Raw genomic sequence first — 24,160 nt, forward strand, 5'->3', positions numbered from 1 at the left:
GAATGATTTATAACATTCTATTAGCCCTTGCATCATTAATATTTGTTGTTAATTTTTTTATTGCACCTACCTTCTTTCATATGGAGGTTGATGACTCAGGAACTTTTGTAGGTTTAATGCTGTTAATCATTGTGCTGAAACATTTATTGGATAAAAAAGACGCTTGAAGTAGCGTCTTTTTTTTCTGTATTTTTATAATAGACTAATCAAATATCTCCCATAAAGATTCATCGACTAAAAAGAAACCTTCATGTGAACATACAGCAAGCATGCATGTATCATCTCTATAAAACTGCAGGTCTTCTGGGAGGTCAGGACTAATCCAGTTAAAAAGCGAGTTGCTATATTCTTTTAAAAACTGCTTAGTAGCATTATTGAAATGATAATAAAAAACGTATGCTGAACCCTCTGACAACTTTGTGGTCTCCCATTCCTGCTGAATCTTTCTTTCTATGAAGTGCTCGGCAATGCCTTCTGTTAAATTGTTTATATAGGCCAACCACTCTTCTTCATACTCTATCAACTGCCTATTTTCAACAAAAGCAAACCGATCGCAATGTCTTAGTAATAAGTCAATTAATGCTTTGTACTTTTTACCCTTAACATCTTCTGTAATCATCAGCATAAGGACCCCTCCTACTTGTTACCTTCTATACGCTAAAAATATCACTTCGTATAATTGAGTTTCAGATACCTAGCGTTTTTCTTATCTTCAATCGCTGTGTTGGCTTGACCATAAACATCAGTACTAATAAGATTCCATTTGACCTTTATCTAAATTTCAAAATATCCTCTAAATTTATCGTTTTTTCTTTCTCCTCTTTGTCTATCGTTTTCCATTTAGCATTCACCTCGACAGATTTGAATGCTGCTTTTATTTGTTCATTCGTTAATCCTTTAGAATAAAAAACAAATTCTCTAGTCATCTTCTCATTGTTTTCTTCCCCAGAACCTTCACCGTACCAATAGCGTTTGCCATCTATGGAATCGATGGTTTTCTTAAAATCAGGTATCGCGATCTTTATATTTGAAATTTCTTCTGGTCCTTCTAATAAAAAAGTAAAAGAAAATTTACGAAAGTCTTCTTTTGAAGCATCATTTAAACCGGTTGTCCCTATATGACTAAATTTTTCATCTGATAAGCTATTTATTTCTGAATGAACTTCCATCTCTGTTTCTAGATTATTTGTTGCTACACTGCAAGCACCTAGGATAAGTAATATACATAGAGACGCTACGGAGAACATTGTTCTAATTTTCATCATTTGTTCTCTTTCTAAATCCCCAACTTATTTTTAATGACCTTTGCATAAACACACGTATCTCTTATCTCTGATCCATCAACTGTCATGGCACTATTCTCAAGAATCCCTTCTAGGTTAAACCCTACTCTTTCCGCTACTGCCCGGCTTTTTTTATTTCTAGCGTCACATCTAATTTCTAGCCTTTTTGCATGTAGCTCTTTAAACGCAAAGGCAGCAATTCCTTCAACTGCTTCTGTCATATATCCTTTTCCACTAAAGCGAGAATCGAGCCAATAGCCAATTTCAAATTTTGGTATATCCCAATTAATACGGTGCAATCCTGATGAAGCAATAAGCTCATCTGTGTCTTTTAAGAAAACTAGAAGCTGTAAATTCGTTCTTTGTAGAAACTCTGCGTGAGACTTTCGAATATGTGCTTCTGCTTCTTCAACCGTTTGTTTTTCTTGAGCAAACGGTAGCCATGGCTTAAATTCTTCGATTGATGAGTTTACCGCTTCAGCCATGAGTTTTCCATCTCCAGGAAGCGGCATTCTAATAAAAAGTCTTTCTGTATAGAATTCGGTTGGAAAATCAAATAAAACTGGATTCACTTTAATCACTTCCTTGGTTATAAAATAAAATTCTTTGATTTAATTCAATCTCTTTATTAGTTTGGCTAGCATTAGCAAGCTGAACTTTATATTCGTTAAAGAAGAAAATAATAACGCTATTCTAAAGGCAAGCGCAACCAGCCCGAATAGCTTTTTCCTCAACCTTACCTTCGGTCGAAGATACAAAATATTAATTATTTTCCATTTTATTCATATTTTAATAAAGGTACAAGCCTTTCTTAGAAAAATGAGCCTTTTTGTATGATACATATAGCTCACCTTTTACCGAAAATAAATTGCGAAGCATAGTATCGTTGTACGCTTTCATAACATATAAAGTGTTTCATAAATAACTAGGAGAAAAATGCTCAAGAAATAAGAAAAAGATACAGTTGAAGGGAGAGATTAAATGTTTGAATTATACTACCTTGTATTGTTTACAGAAGAAGAAGGGTTAGTAGGTAGCTACCCTATTTATGTTCAAGAAAATGCGGAAGATTATTTAATTGAAAATATCCATAACTACAGAAACTCTTTACGTTCTACAAGGGAAAAGCTATTTATGTTTAATAAGGAAACAGAACAGATTGATGATGTTACAGATAAATTTCAACACCTGTTAGAAAGAAAAGAAAAAGATAACCAAATCACAAAATGGCTTGAGGAAACACATGACGAGATGTGCAGATTAGGACAAATCAAGATTGAAAACGGTTACTTCCAACACGCCTTCATGCACTATATAGATCAAAAAAGCAATACACTTGAAGAATACTCTTACGAAGTTTGCGATGAGTATGTGATTTTTTCATACACTACAAAAGACTACATTCTAATTGGTTCTGAAAGATACAGAATTGATTAATCGAACATGTTATAAACTAACTTTTAGCTGTTTAATATATCATAAAATAATTTAACAAACAGCTGCTCTTATCCTAAAAAGAAAGCTTGCTAACCATTTTGGGAAGCTTTCTTTTAGGTAATGAGGTTAACTTTATTTATTGCTTTTGCTAAGTTACTCACTTACCATCTCCATCTTTATTCTCTTCTGCTATTTCTTCTTTTTCTTCATGAAATTCTTCCGTTGTGTGAGCTGATATATAGTCGAATGGAGTATAGCAATTGTTTGGGAATTTCCTTATAATCAATGTCTGGCCAACTACAATGACAATAGGAACAACTGTAAGTGCACCAAGTAGTAACAGTGTTATATATAGTAAGATCAGACTCCTCTTCCTCCTTTCCCTTCAAAATTTTTATTGAAGGGTGTGTAAATTAAGCAAGTTTACGATGTGTTCGTGCTTTTTGGCTGTATCTAATGATGTCTTAACGTCATCTTTTCAGCTTCAACGTCTAATCCCTTAATAAGTAAAAGCGTTGTTATCTTTTCATCACCGGCAGAGCTGACTTATGAAGATTTGTCCACCCTTCACTTTTTGTTTATTTTGTATAAAATCAAAGCGCTAAGGTAACATTGATAGAAATCAAAGAAAATTCACCTATAAGTTAGTTGACTCTATAAACGTTTCATGTTAATTTGTATATGCAAATGATTGAAAGGGTTGATCCATGATGCACGAAGAAGAAGAAGTACTTATACATTGTTTGTACTTTACCGCAAGCAGATTTGCTCGTAATATTACAAAATTAGCTGAGGATACGTTTAATTTTGATGGAATTGCTCCTTCACACCTTTATATGATTATGACTGTAAAGTTTCACCCTGGTATTACTCAAAAAGAGCTGTGCTATAAATTGTCAATTGCTCCTTCAACAAGCACACGCTTTATTGATAAACTCGAAAAGCAAAAGCTTGTCACTAGAAAAGCTGAAGGAAAACAGACGTTTATTTCTTTAACAGATAAAGGCGAAAAGCTGTACGTCGAATTTCGAAAAGCACTAAAACAATTATTTAGTAGCTATTCTGAAGTCTTAGGTAAAGAATTCAGCGAAGACTTAAGTAAAACTCTTCATGAGGCAAGTAATAAGCTAGAAAGCAAATCGTAATTTTTTTACCTTTTCATTTGCATATACAAATAAAGTGATGAGGAGGTTTTAAACTATGTCTGAAAAAGTATTATTAATTGTAGGTGCTGGGCCAGGAATTAGCCTAACAGCCGCAAAGAAATTTGGAGAAAAAGGCTTTAAAATTGCCTTAATTTCTCGAAGTAACCAATCACTACAAGAGTATGTGAACGAATTAAAAAATGACGGCATTACTGCTCAAGGTTTCCCTGGAGATGCCTCTTCAGAAGAATCGTTAAAAGCAGCTATTAAACAAGTACTTACTACTTTTGGCAACGTAGATGTTTTATTATACAATGCTGCTGCTGGACAGCCTGGCGTACCAACAACTCTTAGTACAAACCAGCTAATAGAAGATTTTAAAGTGAGCGTAGCTGGAGCTCTAACTAGTGTTAAAGAAGTTCTTCCGTTGATGAAGAACGGTGCTATCATATTAACTGGTGGCGGATTAGCTTTAGAACCCTATGCAGGGTATGCTTCATTAGCAATTGGAAAAGCAGGTATTCGCAACTTAGCCTATAGCCTTCATCAAGAGTTACAACCAAAGAGTATATATGTTGGAACGCTTACAATCAAAGGTTTTGTTAAAGAAGGAACCTATTTCTCTCCTGAGAATATCGCCCAGGCTTTTTACGAAATGTATGAGAAACAAGATCAAGTTGAAGTTGTTTACGAAGAGAAATAATTTTTTTGCATTTTAATTTGTATATACAAATATTAAAGGAGCTGCACATAATGAAAAAAACATTAGTTATTTTAGCACACCCTAATCTAAAGGATTCTATTATTAATAAAGCATGGAAAAATCGTCTTGCAAAAGAATCAAATATAACAATTCATGACTTGTATGAAAAATACCCTGATGGTCACATTGATGTCGCCTATGAGCAACAACTACTTTTAAATCATGAAAAAATCGTTTTCCAATTTCCTTTCTACTGGTACAGCAGCCCTTCACTATTAAAAGAATGGCAAGATGTAGTTCTAACTTATGGCTGGGCATATGGTTCTGAAGGAACAAAGCTACACGGAAAAGAATTTATGTTAGCTATTTCAACAGGCGGTCCAGAGGAAGCTTATCAAGCTGGAGGATATAACGCATATAGTATGAGTGAATTAACAAAGCCATTCCAAGCAATGGCTAATCTAACAGGAATGAAATTTTTGCCTACGTTTACTATTCATGGCGTACGGGTACTAACAGAAGAGGAAGTGCAAGAGAGCGCAGAGAAGTTTGTGCGTCATTTACAGTGATTCACAAAAATTAACTCACTATATCAATAAGATGATTTTATGTATTCTTAAAACAATAAATCATCTATTAGCTGGGATAGTTCTACGCTTTAGGTTCTTGTTATAAAAACACCTCTTCATATTGAGTATAATTACATGTTTTAACTGCTGGTAGCTAAATATTCCTTGTGAATATAGATACACTAAAAAAGGTATTTTTCGCTATAGTAATATGATAAGATGAAACAAGCACAAAGGGATTTGTTTTAAAATTTAATAACGTGAAACCTGCATGTACACTAAATTTAAAAGCAGAAAAAGCCTTTAAATCAAAGGCTTTTTTTCTTTATAAGAAAATAGCTATTTTTTTGTCTATAAAATGAAAACTTGTTGATAGCCATCACTTGTATAAGGAGATAGTAAACGATGCATAGAAATGATAAATTGTACGATTTTTTAGTTGAACGCACATGGTCTTTGACTGAAAAATGGTATGAATCCTTAGATAAAGAAAATTCATTAGGTGTATATGCTTCAAGTGACCCACTCGTGATTGACCAAGTAAAACAGCAAAATCATGAGTTTCACACTCGATTTTGTAAAATCTTTGATAATAATGAATCAAGTGAACAATTTTCTATCCATTTCGATGAATGGATTAGTGCAATTTCAAAAGACGAAGAACATTTAAATACCCCGATCGACCTCATTTTACATGAGTTTTTTGTTACGCAAAATCAGTATTTAGATCTGATTGAAGAATTCGTTCGGACAAGCAGTGAAAGCTATTCACAAGAAACAATCAACAGGTGGAATCGTGTTATTATTAAAAATTTTAACTACGTTATGACTGTATTCACTAGGGAGTACCATGCACATTCCCAAATACGCTTGAAGGCTCAGCAAGAATTAATTATAGAATTGAGCTCACCTATCATTTCATTAAGCTCAAGCTTAGCTCTACTCCCTATTGTAGGTGAGATTGATACCGGCCGCGCTAAGTTTATCCTTGAAAATACTTTAAACCAGTGTGTAGATAAGGGGATTCGTCACCTTTTACTTGATTTATCCGGAGTAGTCGTTATTGATACAATGGTTGCTCATCAAATCTTCCAATTAGTTGAATCATTAAGCTTAATTGGTGTAAAAGCAACATTATCAGGCATTCGACCTGAAATTGCACAAACAGCTATTCAAATCGGAATTGATTTCAGTAAAGTGTCCATTGTATCTAGTCTAGAACAAGCAATTGCGGCATCCAAAACATATTAATCTATAAACTTGTATTGCTACTATACTTGTCCAGAAAAGGTTGAATCTTTTCTGGATGACATTATTAATCAGTTTTCATTAGAGTCTACTATTTCTTTAAAATAATTACTGCATTTGATAACCCTTTATTAGTATCTAAGTATATTTTTATATTCTCTTTCATCTCAGCTTTACTAATTAAAGCTTTTCCCTTTGTCTCTGGGCTGTCCGAGAAAGCACCCAGTAATAAATAATATGGTAAGCTCAGGTTAGATTACTTCAGTATTATCACCCTTTCCTATAGTCTATATACCATCAATTCACATGGCATATTCCAATACAGACATTTCTAGTGCACCATAACAATAACGTAGTGAAAGTGAAAATCCATGACTACGGGGACCTTTATTTTGTCATTACATACTATATAAACTCTTCTATAATAAAAAAGTCCCAGAACGATTAAATCAGTTCTGGGGCTTTTTTACAAAAGAGAGTGAAAGCACTACATCTTTCTTTTAGATAGGAGCTTGCTCTACATCTATTGTTTTCAACTCTAATAATTTCTTTAAGAATGTTGTGATGTTTTCATTCTCTTCATTCGTTTCTACTTTTGAGTTATCCTTTTCATATTTAGTAAGAAATTGGAGGATTGCTTCTCTGTAAGCATTTGTTTTGATTAGCCAGTCACTTAAAAGATGTTTGGTTGCTTTAAATTCTTCTTCATTTTTAACACCAAACAAACTTTGCATCTCTGGTTCCTTTAACTTCATTGACTGAAAGTTTTCACTCATAACAAGGCAAAAATAGTTTTGTTGAAGATCATAGTATTTATGTTCTTCTAATAGGAAATAATCAATTTCAAACTTAACTCCATAGTATGGCTGGGATGCAGTTGGAAGATGAAGTTTGTTAATCTTAATATTCTCTACTGAATCTATATATACTTCTAAACCGTGGGTAGTCTTAATTGCTTTACTACTTAATAAATCCATACTATTTAACTCCTTCTTCATGTTAATATCTATTTAATAAGAAGGAACGTTAGCAAGTCCTAACCAGCTAACGCTCCTTCCATTGCATAAACAATTTTAGCTAGCGCAATTAGTTCTTAACAGCCTTTTTCCAGTCAGCTGCAAATTTTTCGATTCCTTGCTCAGTTAAAGGATGTTTCACTAATTGTTCAATGACAGCATATGGAATTGTTGCGATATGAGCTCCAGCAAGCGCTACACGCGTCACATGGTCTGGATGTCTGACAGAAGCGGCAATAATTTGCGAATCAATATTTTGTACGCGGAACAACTCTGCAATCTTCGTTACAAGATGAACACCGTCTTCTGAAATATCATCTAAACGCCCTAAGAATGGCGATACATATGTAGCACCTGCACGGGCTGCTAAAAGTGCCTGATTCACAGTAAAGATAAGTGTTACATTTGTTTTTACGTCTTTTTTCGAAAGGTAACGTGTTGCTTCTAGACCAGGGATTGTCATTGGAAGTTTAATGGTAATGTTTTTATCTCCGCCGTTAATTTTAATTAATTCTTCAGCTTGCGCAATCATATCTTCTGCTGTTTCAGCGTCTGGTGTTACTTCTGCCGAAACTGATTCTACTTCAGGTACTATTTTTAGAATTTCCTCAATGCGATCTTCAAATTTTACGCCTTCTTTTGCGACTAAAGATGGATTGGTTGTCACACCGGATAAAACGCCTACTTTATATGCTTTTTTAATATCCTCAATGTTGGCCGTATCAATAAAAAATTTCATAGTTGCATTCCTCCATTAAATTCTTTTTTAGCTAGCATAAGCCTGTCTATGTCCTTTTCCCTCATATTTCTTAATTTAATCACGTATTAGGTGATATGTTTTTAGTTAGTTAAATAACATTTTCTATCGTGAATTCAAACCATTGTATGTCCTACGCTTCTGACGCTTGAAACGTGTCAATAGATATTATTTTCTCCCTGGGTCCTTATCATGCCCATCGCAGAGAGGTTTCTTTCTTATAGAGTGTATACTTTGCTAAAAATTTCACTCTTTCGAAGTTGAAATGTAATCTTCATCTAACCACCATTTAAATCCATTTGCGTTCAGTAAACGATTTGTTTCCTCAGGACCATAAGAACCTGATTTATAAGAATAAAGGGGTAAAAGATTTTCTTCGAAAGCTTCTAATATTGGCTGCACCCATTTCCAAGACATCTCAACCTCATCCCAGTGAGCAAAGAAAGTAGGATCTCCGCAAAAAGCATCAAAAATTAACCGTTCATAAGCTTCAGGAACATCCTGTTGATCCAATGAGAAATTTACTCTTACAGGTTCAAGTTCGCCGTTATTTAATGGATTTTTACTGTTAAGCTGTATAGAAACCTGCTCATGTGGATTAATTTCAATAATTAATAAATTAGGTGCCAGGTTTCTTTTTTCAGTCACGTGCAAATATTTTAATGAGTTTTTGAATTCAATCACAACGCGAGTAGATTTGGTTTTCATTCTTTTTCCTGTACGAATGTAAAACGGTACTTCCGTCCAAAATGGATTATCAATCCACAGTCTGGCCGCTACAAACGTATCAGTTTGTGAAGACGTGGCAACACCAGGTTCTTCTTTATATCCATCTACAAACTGCTCTTGAACTTCTCCATCACTATACTGACCGCGAATAACATGCATACCTACGTCTTCTTTCTTTATAAGGCGAAGTGACTCCATTACTTTTCTCTTTTCATCACGAATCTCTTCTGAATTAATTCTTTTTGGTAGATGCATAGCCGTCATCATTACGAGTTGCAACAGATGATTCTGAACCATATCTCGAATTGCGCCTGCTTGATCATAATAACCAGCTCTTTCTTCTACTCCTACCGTTTCGCTTGCCGTAATTTGGATATTAGCAATATGTTTGTTATTCCATAATGATTGAAGTATGGGATTCGCAAATTCTAAAGCCTCCAAGTTTTGAACCATTGACTTTCCAAGATAATGGTCAATGCGGTAAATTTCCTCTTCTTTAAATACTTGACTTAATTTTAGGTTTAAATCTTGGGCCGATTTCAAATCATGTCCAAAGGGCTTTTCAATTATCAGACGCTTCCATCCTCGCGTAGAACCTAACCCACTATCCTTAATGTTTAATGCAATAAGGTCAAAAAAGTCTGGTCCTACTGATAGATAAAACATTCGATTTTCTGGAATTTCCAAATCTTTTTCACGTTGTTGAACGAGATTTAACAAATTCTTATAATCTTCTGCTTTTGTTGCATCTAAGGCTATATAGCTAAAATAACCCATAAAATGATCTATACTTGAACGACCATCTACCGATTGTCGAGAAAAAGTTTCTACTGACTCTCTTACTAGGCTTTGAAAATCAGCATCAGACATCTCTTCTCTCCCCGACCCAATAATAGAAATTGGCTGGGGTATTTTCTGACTTAAGAATAAATTATATAAAGCCGGTAATATCTTTCTTTTAGCTAAATCTCCTGTAGCTCCAAATAAAACAAAAGTCATTGAGTCCATTGCCTATACTCCTTTTAGTATGTAAAATTCTTCACGTACGACAAAATAATTCATATCCAATAAGTAATATCTAAACATTAATCATCTGTATTATGAGGACATATTATTCATTGATGTCAGCATATGTACGTACTGTTCATTATTATATTTTTTACGATGTAGGATATTATGAACAAGAAAGAACTAAATATACTTTGCTTGCTAGTGCGCAAAGAATGCTTCTTTACATAACGTCCATAGTAGAAGTATGTATACCTATAAAAAGTGTAAACTCTTTCACTTGAATTTACTCTGCCTTTATAATACGTGCCTTTCATAAAGGGAGAAAAAATTAGCTCCTATTCCTTGTGTACATAGATAAGTGCTTATGTCTACCTTAATAAGCTACATGTTCTCCGACATTAATGATTAATACATGTCTCTGCTTTCATTATTCACATGCTATATGTAAATTAGTTACGATAATAATTTTTCTTGGAACGTGTAAAAGACATCCTATATATAGCACGTCTTTTAGCTTTTAAATGGTCGCATAGCAGAGTGTTATTCTAGCTTTCATATTCGGGGTGTCAGATAGTAAAAAGTATTTAATCATAACATTAGATATTTTTTAATGACATTTTAATCCTTATTTATTTCGATTAACTACTGTATTTTTCTTTTTATCTAAGGTCGTTTTTAAATGAGAGATAAATATTAAGAAACCGCAAATAACCATTATCCAACGCATAAAAACATGAAATCCAGGATCGAAAATGTTTATTAGAGCTATCATAAGCCCTGCTACCATACCAATAAATTTAATAAGCAAAAAGCAATCTCCCTTATTTTCCTTATAATTACATTTTAATATGTTATAAAGAAAGATAAATGAATGAATACAATTTACCAAGATTATTAGCATAAACCCTCTTACGAGAAGCAAAACAGCTCTAGAATATTTTATCTAGAGCTGCTTGATTTATTAAATAGATTCATTAATACTTTCTTTTTTAAAGATTCCTATCAGAAGAGTAAAGAACCCTATTAAAAAGAAAATTGGAAATAATAACATCAACAATCCAGCTGCTGCGAAACCATCTCGCTGGTTAATACCAAATAGGATAGATGCTATCCATGAAAAAAATGGAGCTATTATCAACATTGTAGTTATGCCCCATACTAGATATTTTCTTTTAGATGATCTTCCTTGACTTAATTTACGAGCAAACATAATACCTAATACTAAAATCAATAGTGCAATTCCTATTGCCAATTCACTCTCACCTTCCCTGCAACAAGGATTTCACCATGAAAAGCTATACCACTGTCAGGATATTCAAAATCAGTTACCATAATGTGCGTTATAGTTAAATTATATTTGTTTTCTTCATTTAGAATTACTTTTCTCACTTTTTTTCGCCACTTTTAAAAAATAAAGATTGGCTGAAACATTAACGTTATAAACTTTATAAAATAGAAGCTAATTACCTGCCTCATTCGCATTAAATGTATCTTTTTTAACATTCAATATATGACCACTAATATTAACTGTTTGATTATCTACCCACGTGACTTCAGCTGTTTCTTCAGGATAGTTCCAATAAATATTTTTCTTTTTATTAAAAACCTTGTTTGTATCAGTTAATTCTCCTCTAATAGCAAAAGGCGTAGTAGCCCCACCACTCGAGCGATAAATCTTTACTACATATTCGCCGTTAGGAGAGGTACTTTGAGAAACATATTCTCCTTTTGGAACAAATTGCAGGCGACTAGGTGCAAAAAGAAACCACCAAATAAACCCTACAGCTAAAAAAATACTGATTGAAGCAAAAGCCAATATGTAGCGTTTCTTCAATTTCTTCTCCTCTTTTCTTACATGTTTAGTAAACACCTTAAGGCCTAGCAAACTCACCAAAAGCTGATTCGAATTCTTCTCGTAATTGAATGATAACTTCTATGGGAGAACCAGTATTATTTTCTTCACTCGGTTGTTTAGGTGTTTTCCCTTCATACCATTTCTTTTCATTATCAGCGGTTGTTACACCTTTTTCTTCCCATTTAAAGTATATCTCTATCCCTTCTAACGGTGGGTTGCTAGTATAATAATCAACCAATTCTTTTTCGCTGAGTTCAGAAGAAAGTTTTTTATAAGCAACCACTGTTGGTCGTCCCCCGCTTCCCCAAGGTCCTCCACCATAGAAAACACCATAATTAAAGTTCTGATCAATGACAGTTGTTTTAGGTGGGAGCTGAATCGCGTAAAATTCTTCAGCAAAAGCTTTAGCTGTTCGTTTGTCCTGACTTAAAAAATGTATAGTTCCCCAAGAGATTGTAATGATTAGAGCAGCCAATAGTAAAAGCTTATATTTGTTTCTCACGTCCAATTTCTCCTTTTAGATAACATTCGCATAAAGAAACCTTCCTCGTGGACAAGAAAGGCTTCTATTTATTAATCCGCTTTTTTAATTATTAATACTTCTGTTGCAGCAGGGACAAACCGAAACAGTGTATTAATCGTTTTTACAGATAAACTCTCTCTGCTTAACGTATCTAGTAGCTTATTTAAATAAGGGTAGCGTTCACCTCTAAAATTCACTAGAGGATAGATTCGTATTTCTCCACCTTTTTTAGTAACTCGAATTAGTTCTTGAATGGCCTGTAAATGAAAATTGAAATCAAATTGCTCTTCATACAAAAATAAAAAGTGATTACATAAAACAAGAGAAAACGTTTCGTTGTTAAACGGTAGGTCTGGTAATGCTCCGTATACAAATCGTTTATTGGCTTTTTTTTCTTGATACTGATTGAGAAAAAGATCCAAGGAATGCTTTCTAATCTCGATATGCTTTGCTAAGCTTCCATATGATTCCCAAGAGAAACTTGAGAGACTTTTGTTTAGCTTTTCACTAGCTTCTTGCATTTCCTTTTGCCCTTTACACATCATCTCTTCAAAAGATAGGTTGTACAAAGGATCAACAGCAAAAGCATCATATCCTTGTTCGTTCGCTTTAGTGCTGAAAGAAGACGCTCCTCCTGCAACATCTAGAATTGGCCCTTTCCCTAAAAGGCTCTCATCTAACATAAACATCTCTTCATACTCTTTGTAGGATCTGCACGTCATAGCAACTCCTACTTGTTCGTAGAACGTCTCTGTACTCATCTCGTCTCATCTCTCCTCAACTAATATCGTAAAATATTATAATGTTAATTTTATCCTTTTTTAGTATTAATCGCAATAAACAAGCTCTAAATCACTTTAAAAATTTAATAAAAAAAGCCTTTTATAAGATAAAGGCTCATCGACTCTCATTATTAAGGATGTATGGCTTGTTTAGTTGCTCGATTATCTTTAACGACGCTTTCTAAAGCAGACATGATGATGGAATTTCCTACAACTCCTACATAGTGGGCGCCTTTTTTATATGACTCCTGGATTCCGTTAACATCACTAGCTACCGTTCCAATAATCATATCTGTCTCCAATGCTTTTCTATATAGTAATGATAAAACTTTTTGAACTTCCGGATGCTGCGCTCCTTCTTTTTTATACCCCATATCAACTGATAAATCGGTAGTACCGATAAAAATGCCATCAATACCTTCAACATTGGCAATTTCATTCAAGTTTCTCACAGCTTCCATCGTTTCAATATGTGCCAATACGATAATACTTTGATCAGAGTCGTTTAAAAATGATTCACCTGCATCTTTTCCATAGCGAGCTGCTCGGTGTGAGTAAGCTACTCCTCTCTTGCCTAAAGGAGAGAATTTCGCTTTTTTAACGACCTCAAGAGCATCTGCTTGCGAATTAACCATAGGTATTTGTATGCCCATTGCGCCTCTATCTAATGCTTTTTGAATACTAGATTGGTCATAAGAAACTCGCACAATCGGAACTACGCCCACTCCTTCTGCTGTTCTAATCATATTTTCTAATTCTGAATGACTAAATGCCCCGTGCTCTTCATCAATAATGACAAAATCAAAGCCAGCATAACCAATCATCTCAATAAGATTAGGTGAATAAAAGCTAATAAAGCTTCCCAGCACTTTTTCTCCTTTTTTAAGCTTTTCCTTTACATGATTAATCAACATAAACTCTCCTTTCGCTATAGAGTTAACCAATTATATAGAGCACCTGTAGTAGCTATAGGCTGCTCTATACTGCTTAAGTGCGCGCAGTTGTCTAAAATAATAAGGTGGGAATGTTTGATAGATGCCGCCATCTCTTCATGAAGAGGTGGCGGGCAAACTTTATCTTCTTTCCCAACTAAAAGCAGTGTTGGCACCTTGATAGCCTTTAAGCTTTCACGAGCATCCTGTCTTGTTGAGACTGCTTGTAATTGCTGTATATACGCGGTGGGTCCAATCTTATTTGCCATGTCACGAATAGTAGAGGTTAGTGGATAATCACTTTGTCTACTAGGATGAATTAAATTAGGAAGCAATTTATGTTCCACAATATCCTCAAACTGACCCTTCTTAACCATGTTAATAAGCTCATCCCACTGCGTTAACTGGTCTGGTCTAGGTCCGTACGGATTTGAATTTAAAAAAGCTAACCTCGTTACTCTTTCTGGAGCTTGACGCGCAACTTCCATTGCAACGATTCCACCTAAAGATAACCCTGCAAGCGCAAAGTTTTCAGGTGCATCTTTAAGTAATAGCTGTGCCATGCGTTCAATGGAATTTCCTTGGTTTGGTATAAATACGTTAGGATTTGCTACATGACTTAGATTTTTCAGCTGATGGCTCCATAATCGTTCATCACACAGAGTACCTGGTATTAATAATAGATGTTCTTTCATTCTGTATCATTTTTCTCCAGAACGGAGCTTTTCTGCCATTTTCTTTTCTAGTTCGCTGAAGTTGTCAGGTTTAATCATCTTACCTAACTCATCTGCATAAAAGCCGTGCTCTGCAGCTTTCTTTATAACTTGAGGAGACCAATATGGATCTTTTCCATTAAATACTTCATGCTGTTCAAGTACCGCAAAAATCCAAGCATCCTCGTCACTAATGTTTTCAAATCCTCTCCATAGACCTGGAGGTAGTGAAATTAAATCCCATTCCTCAATGATTGTTTCACCTTCAATTTCGTCTTCACTGTTTCCCCAATAAAAACGCCATTTTCCGGAAAGAGGAAGAAACGCCTCGATGTAGTCGTGTGTATGATAAGCCGGACCATTTCCAGGAGGTGCTTTTACCATTCCAATTTGAAACCCATGTGGCTCAGTGATTTCAGGAGAGTAATCATCGTTTTCACTTGCTGTATCTCCAATAAGAGCATAATTCAGTCGTTGATGGCCCGGAATAATACTGTCGATAAACATTAGAGGAATTGACTTTGACTTTAAATCATCAAAGCGAACAATCCAGTTTTCCTCCATTTTTTCACTTGAGATATGGCGTTTGATTTTAGGTTGTTGTGTTGGCATAAAGAAACTTCCTTTCCATAAATTAATTTAATTGATAGATAAATAAGGCTTATGCTTATAGTTTAAAATTAACTAGTTTTAACTCTGTCATTTCGTCAATTGAATATTTAATGCCTTCACGTCCTGTGCCGCTATTTTTCACTCCTCCATAAGGCATTTGATCAACTCGGTACGTAGGAATATCATTTATCATAACGCCTCCAACTTGAAGGTTTTCTGTGGCATAAAAAGCTTTGCGAATAGACGTTGTATAAACACCGGCTTGCAATCCATATTCTGAGTTGTTTACTAACGTAATTGCCTCTTCTAACTGTTCATAAGGTGTGATGGTAACAATAGGAGCAAAAGCTTCTTTACAATTTAAAGGTAAAGTTTGCTTTGCTTCTGTAATGACGGTAGGTTGTAAAATAGCTCCTTCACGTTGACCCCCGCATACAACTTTCGCCCCTGCTTCTACCGCTTCATGAATCCACTTTTCTACTCTTTCCGCTTCCGATATATTTATCATTGAAGAGAGGTCAGTGCTTTCTAAAAGAGGATCGGCTATAATAAGGCGCTTTGCTTTTTCAATAAACTTTTCAAGGAAGAGATGATAAAGCTCTTTTTGGACGTAAATTCTTTGCACGGAGATACAAACTTGGCCTGCATAGCTAAAGGCTCCTTGTATACAACGCTCTACAACATCACCAAGATGTTCAACGCTATCAACAATAACAGCTGAATTTGAACCTAACTCAAGGGTTACTTTCTTTAATCCTGATTGCCTTTTGATATCTAGACCTACTTCTAAGCTTCCTGTAAAAGTTATCATTTTAATCCTTGAATCCTTAACCAATTGGTTACCAATAACGCTTCCTTTACCAGTAACTACATTTAATGCTCCTGCGGGTAAACCAGCTTCTTCAAAAGCTCGGGCCGTAAATAGAGCACTTAAAGGTGTTTGGGTGGCAGGTTTAAGAATGACAGAATTACCTGCAGCAAAAGCCGGTCCTAACTTATGCGCAACAAGGTTAAATGGAAAGTTAAACGGCGTAATGGCTGCGATAGTTCCTAAAGGTTCACGAACGGTAAAAGCTAACCTGCCTTTACCGTTTTTGGCAGCATCCATTGGAATAATTTCTCCATGGATACGTTTCGCTTCTTCACTAGCAAACTTATACGTCTCAATGGTTCTTGATATTTCAGCGCGGGCATCCTTGATAGGCTTAGCACATTCTAATGCAAGAATTTCTGCTGCCTGTTCAGCTTTTTCTTTAAAAATAGTTGACACTTTTTCTAGGATTTCAGATCGTTCTAGAGAAGTTAATTGTCGCATTTGTTCTGCACCTTTATGAGCGCTTTTTATTGCAGCTTCTACGTCAGTTTCATTTGCTAAAGGCACACTAGCAATCATTTTTTTGCTGTAGGGAGATGTTAAGTCATAGAAGTCACTGCCGGCTTTCCATTTACCATTAATAAACAGCTGTTGTGCGACTTCATGTTTCAACATAGCGTTTCACCTCCTTTCAGTACACCTTGAAATGCCTTTCTATAAATCTCTAAAATACTTTTTTCATTGAGTTGATACGGTGTATTAACTAGTAAGCGATCGATCTGTGAGGCTTGCTCTGCAAGGACTGGTAAATCGTCTTCTTTTATTCCAAGTTCAGCTAGCGAAGTCGGTAATTCAAGGGTGGTTAATAAGTCGTAAAGGTAGTGTACGACTGCTTTGAGTGCATCGTGAGGTCTTGTTGTATAATCTCCAAGTTCGAGGTACATTGCTACTTCTGCCATTTCTTCAGTACATGTTCTTCCAACCTTTTCAAAAACAAAAGGTAAAAGCAGCGCATTAGCAATTCCATGTTCAATATGATATTTGCCTCCAAGAGGATACGCTAGAGCATGAACAGCTCCTACGCCAGCATTAGCTAATGAAACGCCTGCAAGAACACTTACCCAGCTCATTCCAATACGACTTTCTATATTCTGACCATTATGAACTGCTTTGGTGATATTTGAACTAAATAATTTCATTGCTTTTTCGGCATACATTTTCGTTAACGGCGTAGCATTTACTGAGACATAGGACTCAATAGCATGTGTAAAAGCGTCTACTCCAGAAGCGGCGGTTACTCGTGGTGGGCATGAACGCGTGAGGTAAGGGTCGATTATTGCCAGATCAGGAAGAAGATATTTACTGACAATACCTCTTTTAATTTCTTGCTCTTCGTCTCCAAAAATAGCATTCATTGTTACTTCTGATCCAGTTCCTGAGGTGGTGGGAAGCAGAATACATTTAATACTTCTAGATGAAATAGTTTCTTCTCCACTTAAGTAGGGAGCTATATACTCCTTATCTGCAAGTGCCGCCGTAGCTTTAGCGACATCAAGCGCACTCCCACCACCAATTCCAATTATTACTTCACTTTCTACTTCTTTCATAAAACCTATTGCTCTTTTTAACAATGTAAATGTTGGTTCACCTTCAATTTCTGTAAAGGTCGTTGCCTGTACCCCCGCTGATTCAACTAGCTCAAGGACATGTTGAACCATGCCAACGCGCTCTATCCCTTTATCGCTTATAATGACAGCTTTTTTCACACGCAACTTTTTCAACTCTTCAGGTAACGAATAAACTGAATCAAGTCCAAATCGAAGGTTTTCTATGGTTAAAAAATTAGAGTACGTAGTAGGTAAAGCTCGATTTATATTTTTAACAGTTAAAGTCATCATATTTCCTCCTGTTTGAATGCGCATTCAAAAAATATTTTAGTTAGACGCGCTCTTCTATATTTGTTGCTGCTACTTCAGATTTTTTTGGGGAATGAATTTGAGTTAATACGTCCAATCCATCAAATGTAATCCATTCTTCTACTATCTTTTCATTTCGCACTTTGATATGAGTAATGCCCAAAATTTCTACTGTGTTTCCACTTGGTTTTCCAAAGTAGCCGATTCCTTCGTGAAGACCTTGTAACCGCCATCTAACGGCAACTTCCCATTCATCTTTTACGATTCCTTCGTTACATGTTACACGGTCGATTAGAAATTTCGCATTTGGAAAAGAAGCAAATAAACTTACCAACATTCCTTGCATTTGATTAATACCAATTAAATCCTTATTGCATATATAATGGCTTACTGCGTTATCAGCATAAAAATCTTTTAAATGATTGAATAACTTCCATTCCCACACTAAGTTATACATCTTTAAAATGAAGTCTCCAATTTCAAATTTTGTTGATTGTGGAGAATAAACAGAAGGAACTCTTTGTCCTTCCATGGTTTGACTTAAACCAAAATCAGATTGAAATGGGGGTCTCTTATTTGGCATCTTCTTAGCAATTTCTATTGGATCAAAACCTAGTTGCTGTACAAGGTGAAGATTATCTCTTACAAGCCATTCTTCAACAATTCTGTTAGAGTGAACAAAACAATCTACTATAGTTCTAAAATAAACTTTCTTCCCCGTAGCAGGTCCAAAACTCGATTCTCCCAAATTCGTTGCATTGGAAGAAATACGGTGAGAAGATAAAAATCCCTCTTGATCATTTCCAGACCATATAACGTTTTCACCAATTAACTTCCGATCTGGAAAAGCATGTAATGTTTGAAGCGTTCCTGATACTACTTCGTTAATGCCCTGCACGCTTTGACTACCTAAGTGCATCGTAATGTTATTGTGATATGTTTGATAAATAATGCCTATCCCTTTATCTTCCCAAATATGATGAGTTATTTTAACAATGTAATCAACAAAATTAAGGTACTGTTTATCAAACCCTTGCATTCGTTGCTTACTTTCTGTATTGGTAAGAAATTCATTATAATCTGAGTATCCAAATGGCTTAATTTCTTTTGAGTTACCGTAAAAAACCTTCTCATTATTAGGCTTATTGCTCGTATCCGTAGAGGATTTTGGAGCTTCTTGGCTCAATTCACTTAATTTTGTCACGATACTAGCCTCCTCTTATGGTAGTTTGAATGCGCATTCAAAAATGCGTTTACAAATAAAGTGGTTAAATTGCTGTCCATCCACCATCAACTTTAATGGTTTCACCTGTGATAAAATTAGCCATGTCAGACGCTAAAAACAATACTGCACCCGTAACGTCTGATGGCTTAGCGATTGTTCCTAGAGGTATTCTACTTATAACATCTTGATAGAAGCTCTTATCTTCAAACATTCCTGATGTCAGTTCAGTTTCAATAAACGTTGGTGCCACAGCATTTACCTTTACATTATATGGTGCCCACTCAACGGCTAAAGCTTTGGTTAGCTGCATCCCTCCTCCTTTACTCGAACAATACGAGGCTCTGTTAATATAACCAACAAATGCCATCTGTGATAAGATATTGATGATTTTTCCGCTTTTTTGCTGGATAAAGTACTTACCAGCACGCTGTGAACAGAAGAAAATTCCTTTGAGATTGGTATCAATTACAGCATCCCAATCTTCTTCTGTTACTTCAATAGCAGGCTTTGCAATGTTTATTCCTGCATTATTGACAACGATATCTAACCCTCCCATGTGTGATACCGCACCATCTATCATTTTGTACACTTCATCTACATTTTGAATATTTGCAGATATATAAGTGCAATTCGAATTGTAAGACCGTAACTCTTCAACAGCCTCGCGTAACGTAGATTCATTACGGCCCGTAATAACAACTGTTGAGCCTAATTTGGCGAATGATAATGCTATATCTTTACCAATTCCTTTGCCTCCACCTGTCACAATTACTTTTTTCTCTTGCAAATCAGCGAAATTCATTTAGTTTACCTCTCTAACACTTGGGATGAAACAGCACTAAATAGATGCCGTCGTTTTCCTTTGAACTAAATCCGGTTCCAATATGATTCGAAACCCTTCTTCTTGATTTTCTGTACGCTCAATGAGCAATAATAGTTTTTCCAACACAAGAGTTGCCATTTTTTCTTTAGGCTGGGTTATGGTAGTCAAACCAATATACTGATTTTTAGCTAAATCAATATCATCAAACCCTACAACTGATAATTCCTGTGGGACTTTAATATTTTCACTGGCAGCAGCATCTAACACTGCTAGTGCCATTTGATCGGATGCAGCAAAAAAGCCAGTAGGACGATTAGAAGACTTTAATAACTTTTTCGTAAATTGATAAACTTCATTGTATGAGAAATTTTGGCTATAAATATAGTCTGTATTTATCGCAATACCTAACTCTTTTAAAGCATCCTGATAACCTAAATTTCTCAGATGTGTAGTGACATAAGTAGATGGGCCAGCAATATAGGCTATTTTACGATGATTTAAATTGTAAAGGTGCTCAACTGCTAGCTTGGCTCCTTTATAATTATCCACAGCAATATAATTGGCTTTTTCATGCTCTAAAATACTGTTAAATAACACAACGGGAAACCCTTGATCATATAACTCTTTTATTTGCTCGTTATCTTTGTTTGCCGCTGCAATAATGATTCCATCAACACGTTTCCCTTTGAGCGTCTGGATATACTTGTTTAAATTTTCTTCACTATGGTTTGTGTTACAAAGAATCACATCATACTGCATCTCCTGTGCTTTACCTGTAATGACCTTTGCGGATTCAGCGAAAAAGGGGTTTGTAATATCTCCAACAATTAATCCAATAGTTCTCGTTTTGTTACTTGCTAAGCTTCTAGCAATTTCATCTCTTGTAAAGCCTAACTCTTCAATTGCTTTAAGTACTTTCTTTCTTGTAGTTTCTTTAATATGCGGATAGTTGTTCAACACTCTCGAGACTGTTGATTGAGAAACTTTTGCTTTTTCCGCTACATCATACGCACTGATTCTGCCCTTCATTAACCAAAACCCTTTCAACCTACTTGTTTTTGAAGCTGGAAAGAAGATGAAGCATTTTAAAATAGAGTAACACTCATCTTGAATCCGGATTCAAACTAAATTATAATTGATAATTCTGATAATTTCAATAAATTTATCATTTTTGCTGAATAGCCTTTTCACTCCTTATATTCACTGTAAATTCTTTTTTGAGAGTTATTTTCATAAACAAAGCGCAAAGAATAGACGTTATTCCTATTGCAAAGAAGCTGACATGTAGTGAAGAAAATTCGGATAACACTCCCATAATTACTGGACCTGCAAACATTCCTCCAGCATATACGCTTTGAAAGATCCCCATTCGAGTCGACTGTTTCCGATACGGAATTTCATAGATACTTAAAGATGTTAACACCGTGAAATTCATACCAAACGCTATACCCGCAGTTGCCTGTAAAATGAACAACGTTATTAAATTAGGCGCATAAGGGATAAACATGACTGTAATACCTTGCAATAAAGCACCTATAATACCTGTCTTAACAATTCCTAGCTTTTTGTAAAAAAACGGAGCACATAAAGCAGTGGCAATCCCATATAAGATTAGATGGGTATTGGATAGCCAGCTTATCATGTATGGATTTGCACCTAGTGCAACTGCAACTAGCGGCGTGAAAGTATCTCTCGTACCAAAAGGTACCATTATAGAGACAGTTGCCAGCAGACCTATAAGCCAGATGGCTTTATCACTAAGTTGCTCACCTAGAATCTTTAAATCATATTGAACTTTACATTCTGTATGTTGCTTTTCATTCACAAAGAATGATAAAAGCAATGCAATAAATGCAGCTATAACAGCTACGATAAAGCTATACTCATACCCGTACTGATTTGCGACGATTCCACCAATGGTAGAGCCTATTAAAGAGCCTGCTGGTGATGCTATCCCTAGAATAGCAACAGCTTTTGCCGCTTCTTTCACACCGAAAAATGAAGCAAACATAACATTGTAAATCACCCATGTAGAGCCAGTAATACCATCTGATATCTTCCCTAAATATAGAGTAGCAGCACTTGGAAACAAAAAAGCAATCGACCAGCAAATGATTGTAATGCAAAGTCCTACCTGAATAAATAGCTTTCTTTTTAAAAGCATATCTGACAGGACACCTACAGGTAGCCTAGTAAATAAGGATGCTAAGCCAGCTACTCCTACAATCCCACCAACAACCGATGGGGTAATTCCAATTTCAGTTGCAAATGTTGAAATGAACGGATCAAATGCTGAAATGCTCATAAAAAACAGCAGGCTCATGATGAAAAAAAGTATCATATCAAGACGTACATTCTTTTTCACCTTATCACTCCTATTACGTTCCACCTCTCACTTTTTCGCTTCCATTCTATAGCTGAATGAATATAAACAGCAAAACTTGTGCAATAAATAGTCCTATTAAAGCATAGGAATACTTATCTATTCCCCCTGGAATAATTGAGTGCCCGTATTCATCTGTCGTATTACCTTCTTCTATAAGTTTTGCTCTTTGACCATTAAACGTGAACTCTTCAAGCTCAATTTTCCTGCTGCTTTTTAAAAGATGGCTAGCAAGATAACCGATAGTAAATGTAATGATGCAACCGATTGGATAGTTCCAGAGCCAGTTTACGACGCCTAAATTTCCAATATAAATTGTAAGAAGAATCCCAGAGACAAACCCTATAGCTACGCCAGCATCGTTTGCTTTCTTTGTAAACATGGCCAGTAAAAACATGGCTAATATAGCTCCTGAAAAGTAAGATAGGTAGCTTCCCACCACTTTTAAGATCGATGCAGTAGTTCCGCTGAATGCTAATAAGGTAAACGCAATGAGTAATACCCCAAACACTAAAGTAAAAGTCATTGAGACCTTTACTGAAGCTTGTTTCCCATTACTAACAAACTTTTCATAAATATCTTTAATAAACACAGTAGTTACAGAGTTTAATACTGAATCAATACTTGACATCGCAGCAGCGAATACGCCTGCCATGATTAATCCTAATATCCCTACAGGAATAGCATCAGCAATGAATGTAATCATCACGCTGTTAGAGTTATCAAACTTTTCACCATCGAAGTATACAAAAAGCAGTAAGCCAATAATCATAAACACAAAATACAAAATATTCATCACGAAGCCACTAATACAAATGGAGCGCTTCACTTCATTTATTGACTTGGCAGCGAACATTCGTTGAGTTTGCGTTTGATCGGTCGCATAATATTTAAGCCACATAAATAGTCCACCGATTAGAGCTACCCATACACCATTTTCTAACTTGGCATCAAAAGAGAAGTTTAGTGCATCGAGCTTCCCTTCTTCTTTTACTACTTTCATAGCATCAAAGAACCCTATGTCCATATTCATTAAGATAATAACAATGGTGGCAATAACTCCTCCCCAGAGAACACACATTTGAACGGCATCCGTCCAAATTACAGCTTTTATTCCCCCTAGTAACGTGTAAAAAATAGAAACAGCAACAACAAGGGGAACTACTACGGTTAGTGGCCAGCCTGTAAATGTTTGAATAACTAGAGAAGGGATAAATAAAAACGACCCAACTTGAATGACGTTTGAAACAATGAAACCTAACACGACTAGAAGTCTACTTTTCCCACCTAACCTCATTTCGATGTATTCATAAATTGAAGTTACTCGTAAATTATAGAAAAAAGGCAAGAAGATTGATAAGGTTAGTACTAATACAAGAGGTATACTGAAATTCAACATGAATGCGACTAAACCAGATTCATAAGCCCAGCCTGGTCCACCGATAAAGCCATTTGCACTTACAGTAGTAGCTGCTATCGATAAGGCAATAGGAAAAGTTGCAACAGATCTTCCACCTACAAAATAATCATCTTGATTGTCATTGTCCTTTCCCAACTTGTAACCCATAGTAACCAAAGCCAGCATATACACGGCGACAACAATTATATCTATTGAACTCATATGTTTATAAAACCCCCCTCTTTTTGAATGCGGATTCAAACATTGTCAAAACCAATCTATTCT

General features: G+C 35.5%; 26 protein-coding genes. 6 read left to right on the top strand and 20 right to left on the bottom strand.

Annotation, left to right across the window (positions count from 1 at the left end; genetic code table 11):
• The first annotated feature begins 2 nt into the window (after positions 1-2).
• Entirely contained in the window at positions 3-167 is a 165-nt protein-coding gene (locus NIZ91_10455; protein USY57042.1) for a hypothetical protein, read from the top strand.
• A 35-nt stretch (positions 168-202) separates the two neighbouring features.
• On the opposite strand, the gene NIZ91_10460 is transcribed toward NIZ91_10455, so the two are convergent.
• The 3 genes from NIZ91_10460 to NIZ91_10470 form a co-directional block, all read right to left on the bottom strand.
• Positions 203-625, bottom strand: coding sequence for a stage III sporulation protein AH (locus tag NIZ91_10460; GenBank protein USY57043.1), 423 nt, complete (start codon positions 623-625; stop codon positions 203-205).
• 145 nt (positions 626-770) lie between these two features.
• Complete coding sequence (locus NIZ91_10465; GenBank protein USY57044.1) at positions 771-1,265, bottom strand: hypothetical protein; 495 nt, start codon at positions 1,263-1,265, stop codon at positions 771-773.
• 11 nt (positions 1,266-1,276) lie between these two features.
• Positions 1,277-1,855 (bottom strand): GNAT family N-acetyltransferase, encoded by a 579-nt coding sequence (locus tag NIZ91_10470; protein USY57045.1) that lies wholly within the window; start codon positions 1,853-1,855, stop codon positions 1,277-1,279.
• 409 nt (positions 1,856-2,264) lie between these two features.
• Between NIZ91_10470 and NIZ91_10475 the strand changes: the two genes are divergently transcribed.
• The 5 genes from NIZ91_10475 to NIZ91_10495 all read left to right on the top strand — a co-directional run bounded on the left by NIZ91_10475 (position 2,265) and on the right by NIZ91_10495 (position 6,388).
• Positions 2,265-2,720, top strand: coding sequence for a hypothetical protein (locus NIZ91_10475; GenBank protein USY57046.1), 456 nt, complete (start codon positions 2,265-2,267; stop codon positions 2,718-2,720).
• 707 nt (positions 2,721-3,427) lie between these two features.
• Positions 3,428-3,865 (top strand): MarR family transcriptional regulator, encoded by a 438-nt coding sequence (locus tag NIZ91_10480; GenBank protein USY57047.1) that lies wholly within the window; start codon positions 3,428-3,430, stop codon positions 3,863-3,865.
• Positions 3,866-3,920: 55 nt separating this feature from the next.
• The gene (locus NIZ91_10485; GenBank protein USY57048.1) at positions 3,921-4,568 is read left to right on the top strand and encodes an SDR family NAD(P)-dependent oxidoreductase; all 648 of its coding nucleotides are present in this window, start codon (positions 3,921-3,923) and stop codon (positions 4,566-4,568) included.
• Positions 4,569-4,618: 50 nt separating this feature from the next.
• The gene (locus NIZ91_10490; GenBank protein ID USY57049.1) at positions 4,619-5,137 is read left to right on the top strand and encodes an NAD(P)H-dependent oxidoreductase; all 519 of its coding nucleotides are present in this window, start codon (positions 4,619-4,621) and stop codon (positions 5,135-5,137) included.
• 405 nt (positions 5,138-5,542) lie between these two features.
• The gene (locus NIZ91_10495; GenBank protein USY57050.1) at positions 5,543-6,388 is read left to right on the top strand and encodes an STAS domain-containing protein; all 846 of its coding nucleotides are present in this window, start codon (positions 5,543-5,545) and stop codon (positions 6,386-6,388) included.
• A gap of 497 nt (positions 6,389-6,885) precedes the next feature.
• On the opposite strand, the gene NIZ91_10500 is transcribed toward NIZ91_10495, so the two are convergent.
• The 17 genes from NIZ91_10500 to NIZ91_10580 form a co-directional block, all read right to left on the bottom strand.
• On the bottom strand, positions 6,886-7,362 hold the full coding sequence (locus NIZ91_10500) for a hypothetical protein (protein ID USY57051.1): 477 nt from the start codon (positions 7,360-7,362) through the stop codon (positions 6,886-6,888).
• A 109-nt stretch (positions 7,363-7,471) separates the two neighbouring features.
• Complete coding sequence (fsa, locus tag NIZ91_10505) at positions 7,472-8,140, bottom strand: fructose-6-phosphate aldolase (protein USY53202.1); 669 nt, start codon at positions 8,138-8,140, stop codon at positions 7,472-7,474.
• A 264-nt stretch (positions 8,141-8,404) separates the two neighbouring features.
• On the bottom strand, positions 8,405-9,895 hold the full coding sequence (gene zwf / locus NIZ91_10510; GenBank protein USY53203.1) for a glucose-6-phosphate dehydrogenase: 1,491 nt from the start codon (positions 9,893-9,895) through the stop codon (positions 8,405-8,407).
• 964 nt (positions 9,896-10,859) lie between these two features.
• Entirely contained in the window at positions 10,860-11,150 is a 291-nt protein-coding gene (locus tag NIZ91_10515) for a hypothetical protein (GenBank protein USY53204.1), read from the bottom strand.
• Positions 11,151-11,357: 207 nt separating this feature from the next.
• Positions 11,358-11,732 (bottom strand): DUF5412 domain-containing protein, encoded by a 375-nt coding sequence (locus tag NIZ91_10520; protein ID USY53205.1) that lies wholly within the window; start codon positions 11,730-11,732, stop codon positions 11,358-11,360.
• 37 nt (positions 11,733-11,769) lie between these two features.
• The gene (locus NIZ91_10525; protein USY53206.1) at positions 11,770-12,255 is read right to left on the bottom strand and encodes a hypothetical protein; all 486 of its coding nucleotides are present in this window, start codon (positions 12,253-12,255) and stop codon (positions 11,770-11,772) included.
• Positions 12,256-12,326: 71 nt separating this feature from the next.
• Complete coding sequence (locus NIZ91_10530) at positions 12,327-13,037, bottom strand: class I SAM-dependent methyltransferase (protein USY53207.1); 711 nt, start codon at positions 13,035-13,037, stop codon at positions 12,327-12,329.
• Between the two features lie 152 nt (positions 13,038-13,189).
• Positions 13,190-13,972, bottom strand: a complete 783-nt coding sequence (locus NIZ91_10535) for an aldolase/citrate lyase family protein (protein ID USY53208.1) — start codon at positions 13,970-13,972, stop codon at positions 13,190-13,192.
• 14 nt (positions 13,973-13,986) lie between these two features.
• A complete protein-coding gene (locus NIZ91_10540; protein ID USY53209.1) occupies positions 13,987-14,685 on the bottom strand; it encodes an alpha/beta hydrolase in 699 nt (232 codons plus the stop codon).
• A 6-nt stretch (positions 14,686-14,691) separates the two neighbouring features.
• Positions 14,692-15,315 (bottom strand): cupin domain-containing protein, encoded by a 624-nt coding sequence (locus NIZ91_10545; protein ID USY53210.1) that lies wholly within the window; start codon positions 15,313-15,315, stop codon positions 14,692-14,694.
• A 55-nt stretch (positions 15,316-15,370) separates the two neighbouring features.
• On the bottom strand, positions 15,371-16,804 hold the full coding sequence (locus NIZ91_10550; GenBank protein ID USY53211.1) for an aldehyde dehydrogenase family protein: 1,434 nt from the start codon (positions 16,802-16,804) through the stop codon (positions 15,371-15,373).
• Entirely contained in the window at positions 16,798-18,027 is a 1,230-nt protein-coding gene (locus NIZ91_10555) for an iron-containing alcohol dehydrogenase (protein USY53212.1), read from the bottom strand. The genes NIZ91_10550 and NIZ91_10555 overlap by 7 nt, the downstream gene beginning before the upstream one ends.
• 40 nt (positions 18,028-18,067) lie before the next feature.
• Entirely contained in the window at positions 18,068-19,249 is a 1,182-nt protein-coding gene (locus NIZ91_10560) for an ester cyclase (protein USY53213.1), read from the bottom strand.
• A gap of 64 nt (positions 19,250-19,313) precedes the next feature.
• Positions 19,314-20,072, bottom strand: a complete 759-nt coding sequence (locus tag NIZ91_10565) for a glucose 1-dehydrogenase (GenBank protein USY53214.1) — start codon at positions 20,070-20,072, stop codon at positions 19,314-19,316.
• A 36-nt stretch (positions 20,073-20,108) separates the two neighbouring features.
• Positions 20,109-21,122, bottom strand: a complete 1,014-nt coding sequence (locus NIZ91_10570) for a LacI family transcriptional regulator (GenBank protein USY53215.1) — start codon at positions 21,120-21,122, stop codon at positions 20,109-20,111.
• A gap of 136 nt (positions 21,123-21,258) precedes the next feature.
• Positions 21,259-22,458 carry an MFS transporter gene (locus NIZ91_10575; GenBank protein ID USY53216.1) on the bottom strand — a complete coding sequence of 400 codons (1,200 nt, stop codon included), beginning with the start codon at positions 22,456-22,458 and terminating at the stop codon, positions 21,259-21,261.
• A gap of 46 nt (positions 22,459-22,504) precedes the next feature.
• Entirely contained in the window at positions 22,505-24,097 is a 1,593-nt protein-coding gene (locus NIZ91_10580) for a sodium/solute symporter (protein USY53217.1), read from the bottom strand.
• Between the last annotated feature and the right edge of the window lie 63 nt (positions 24,098-24,160).

Source organism: Bacillus sp. 1780r2a1, assembly GCA_024134725.1.
GTDB lineage: Bacteria > Bacillota > Bacilli > Bacillales > Bacillaceae_H > Priestia > Priestia aryabhattai_A.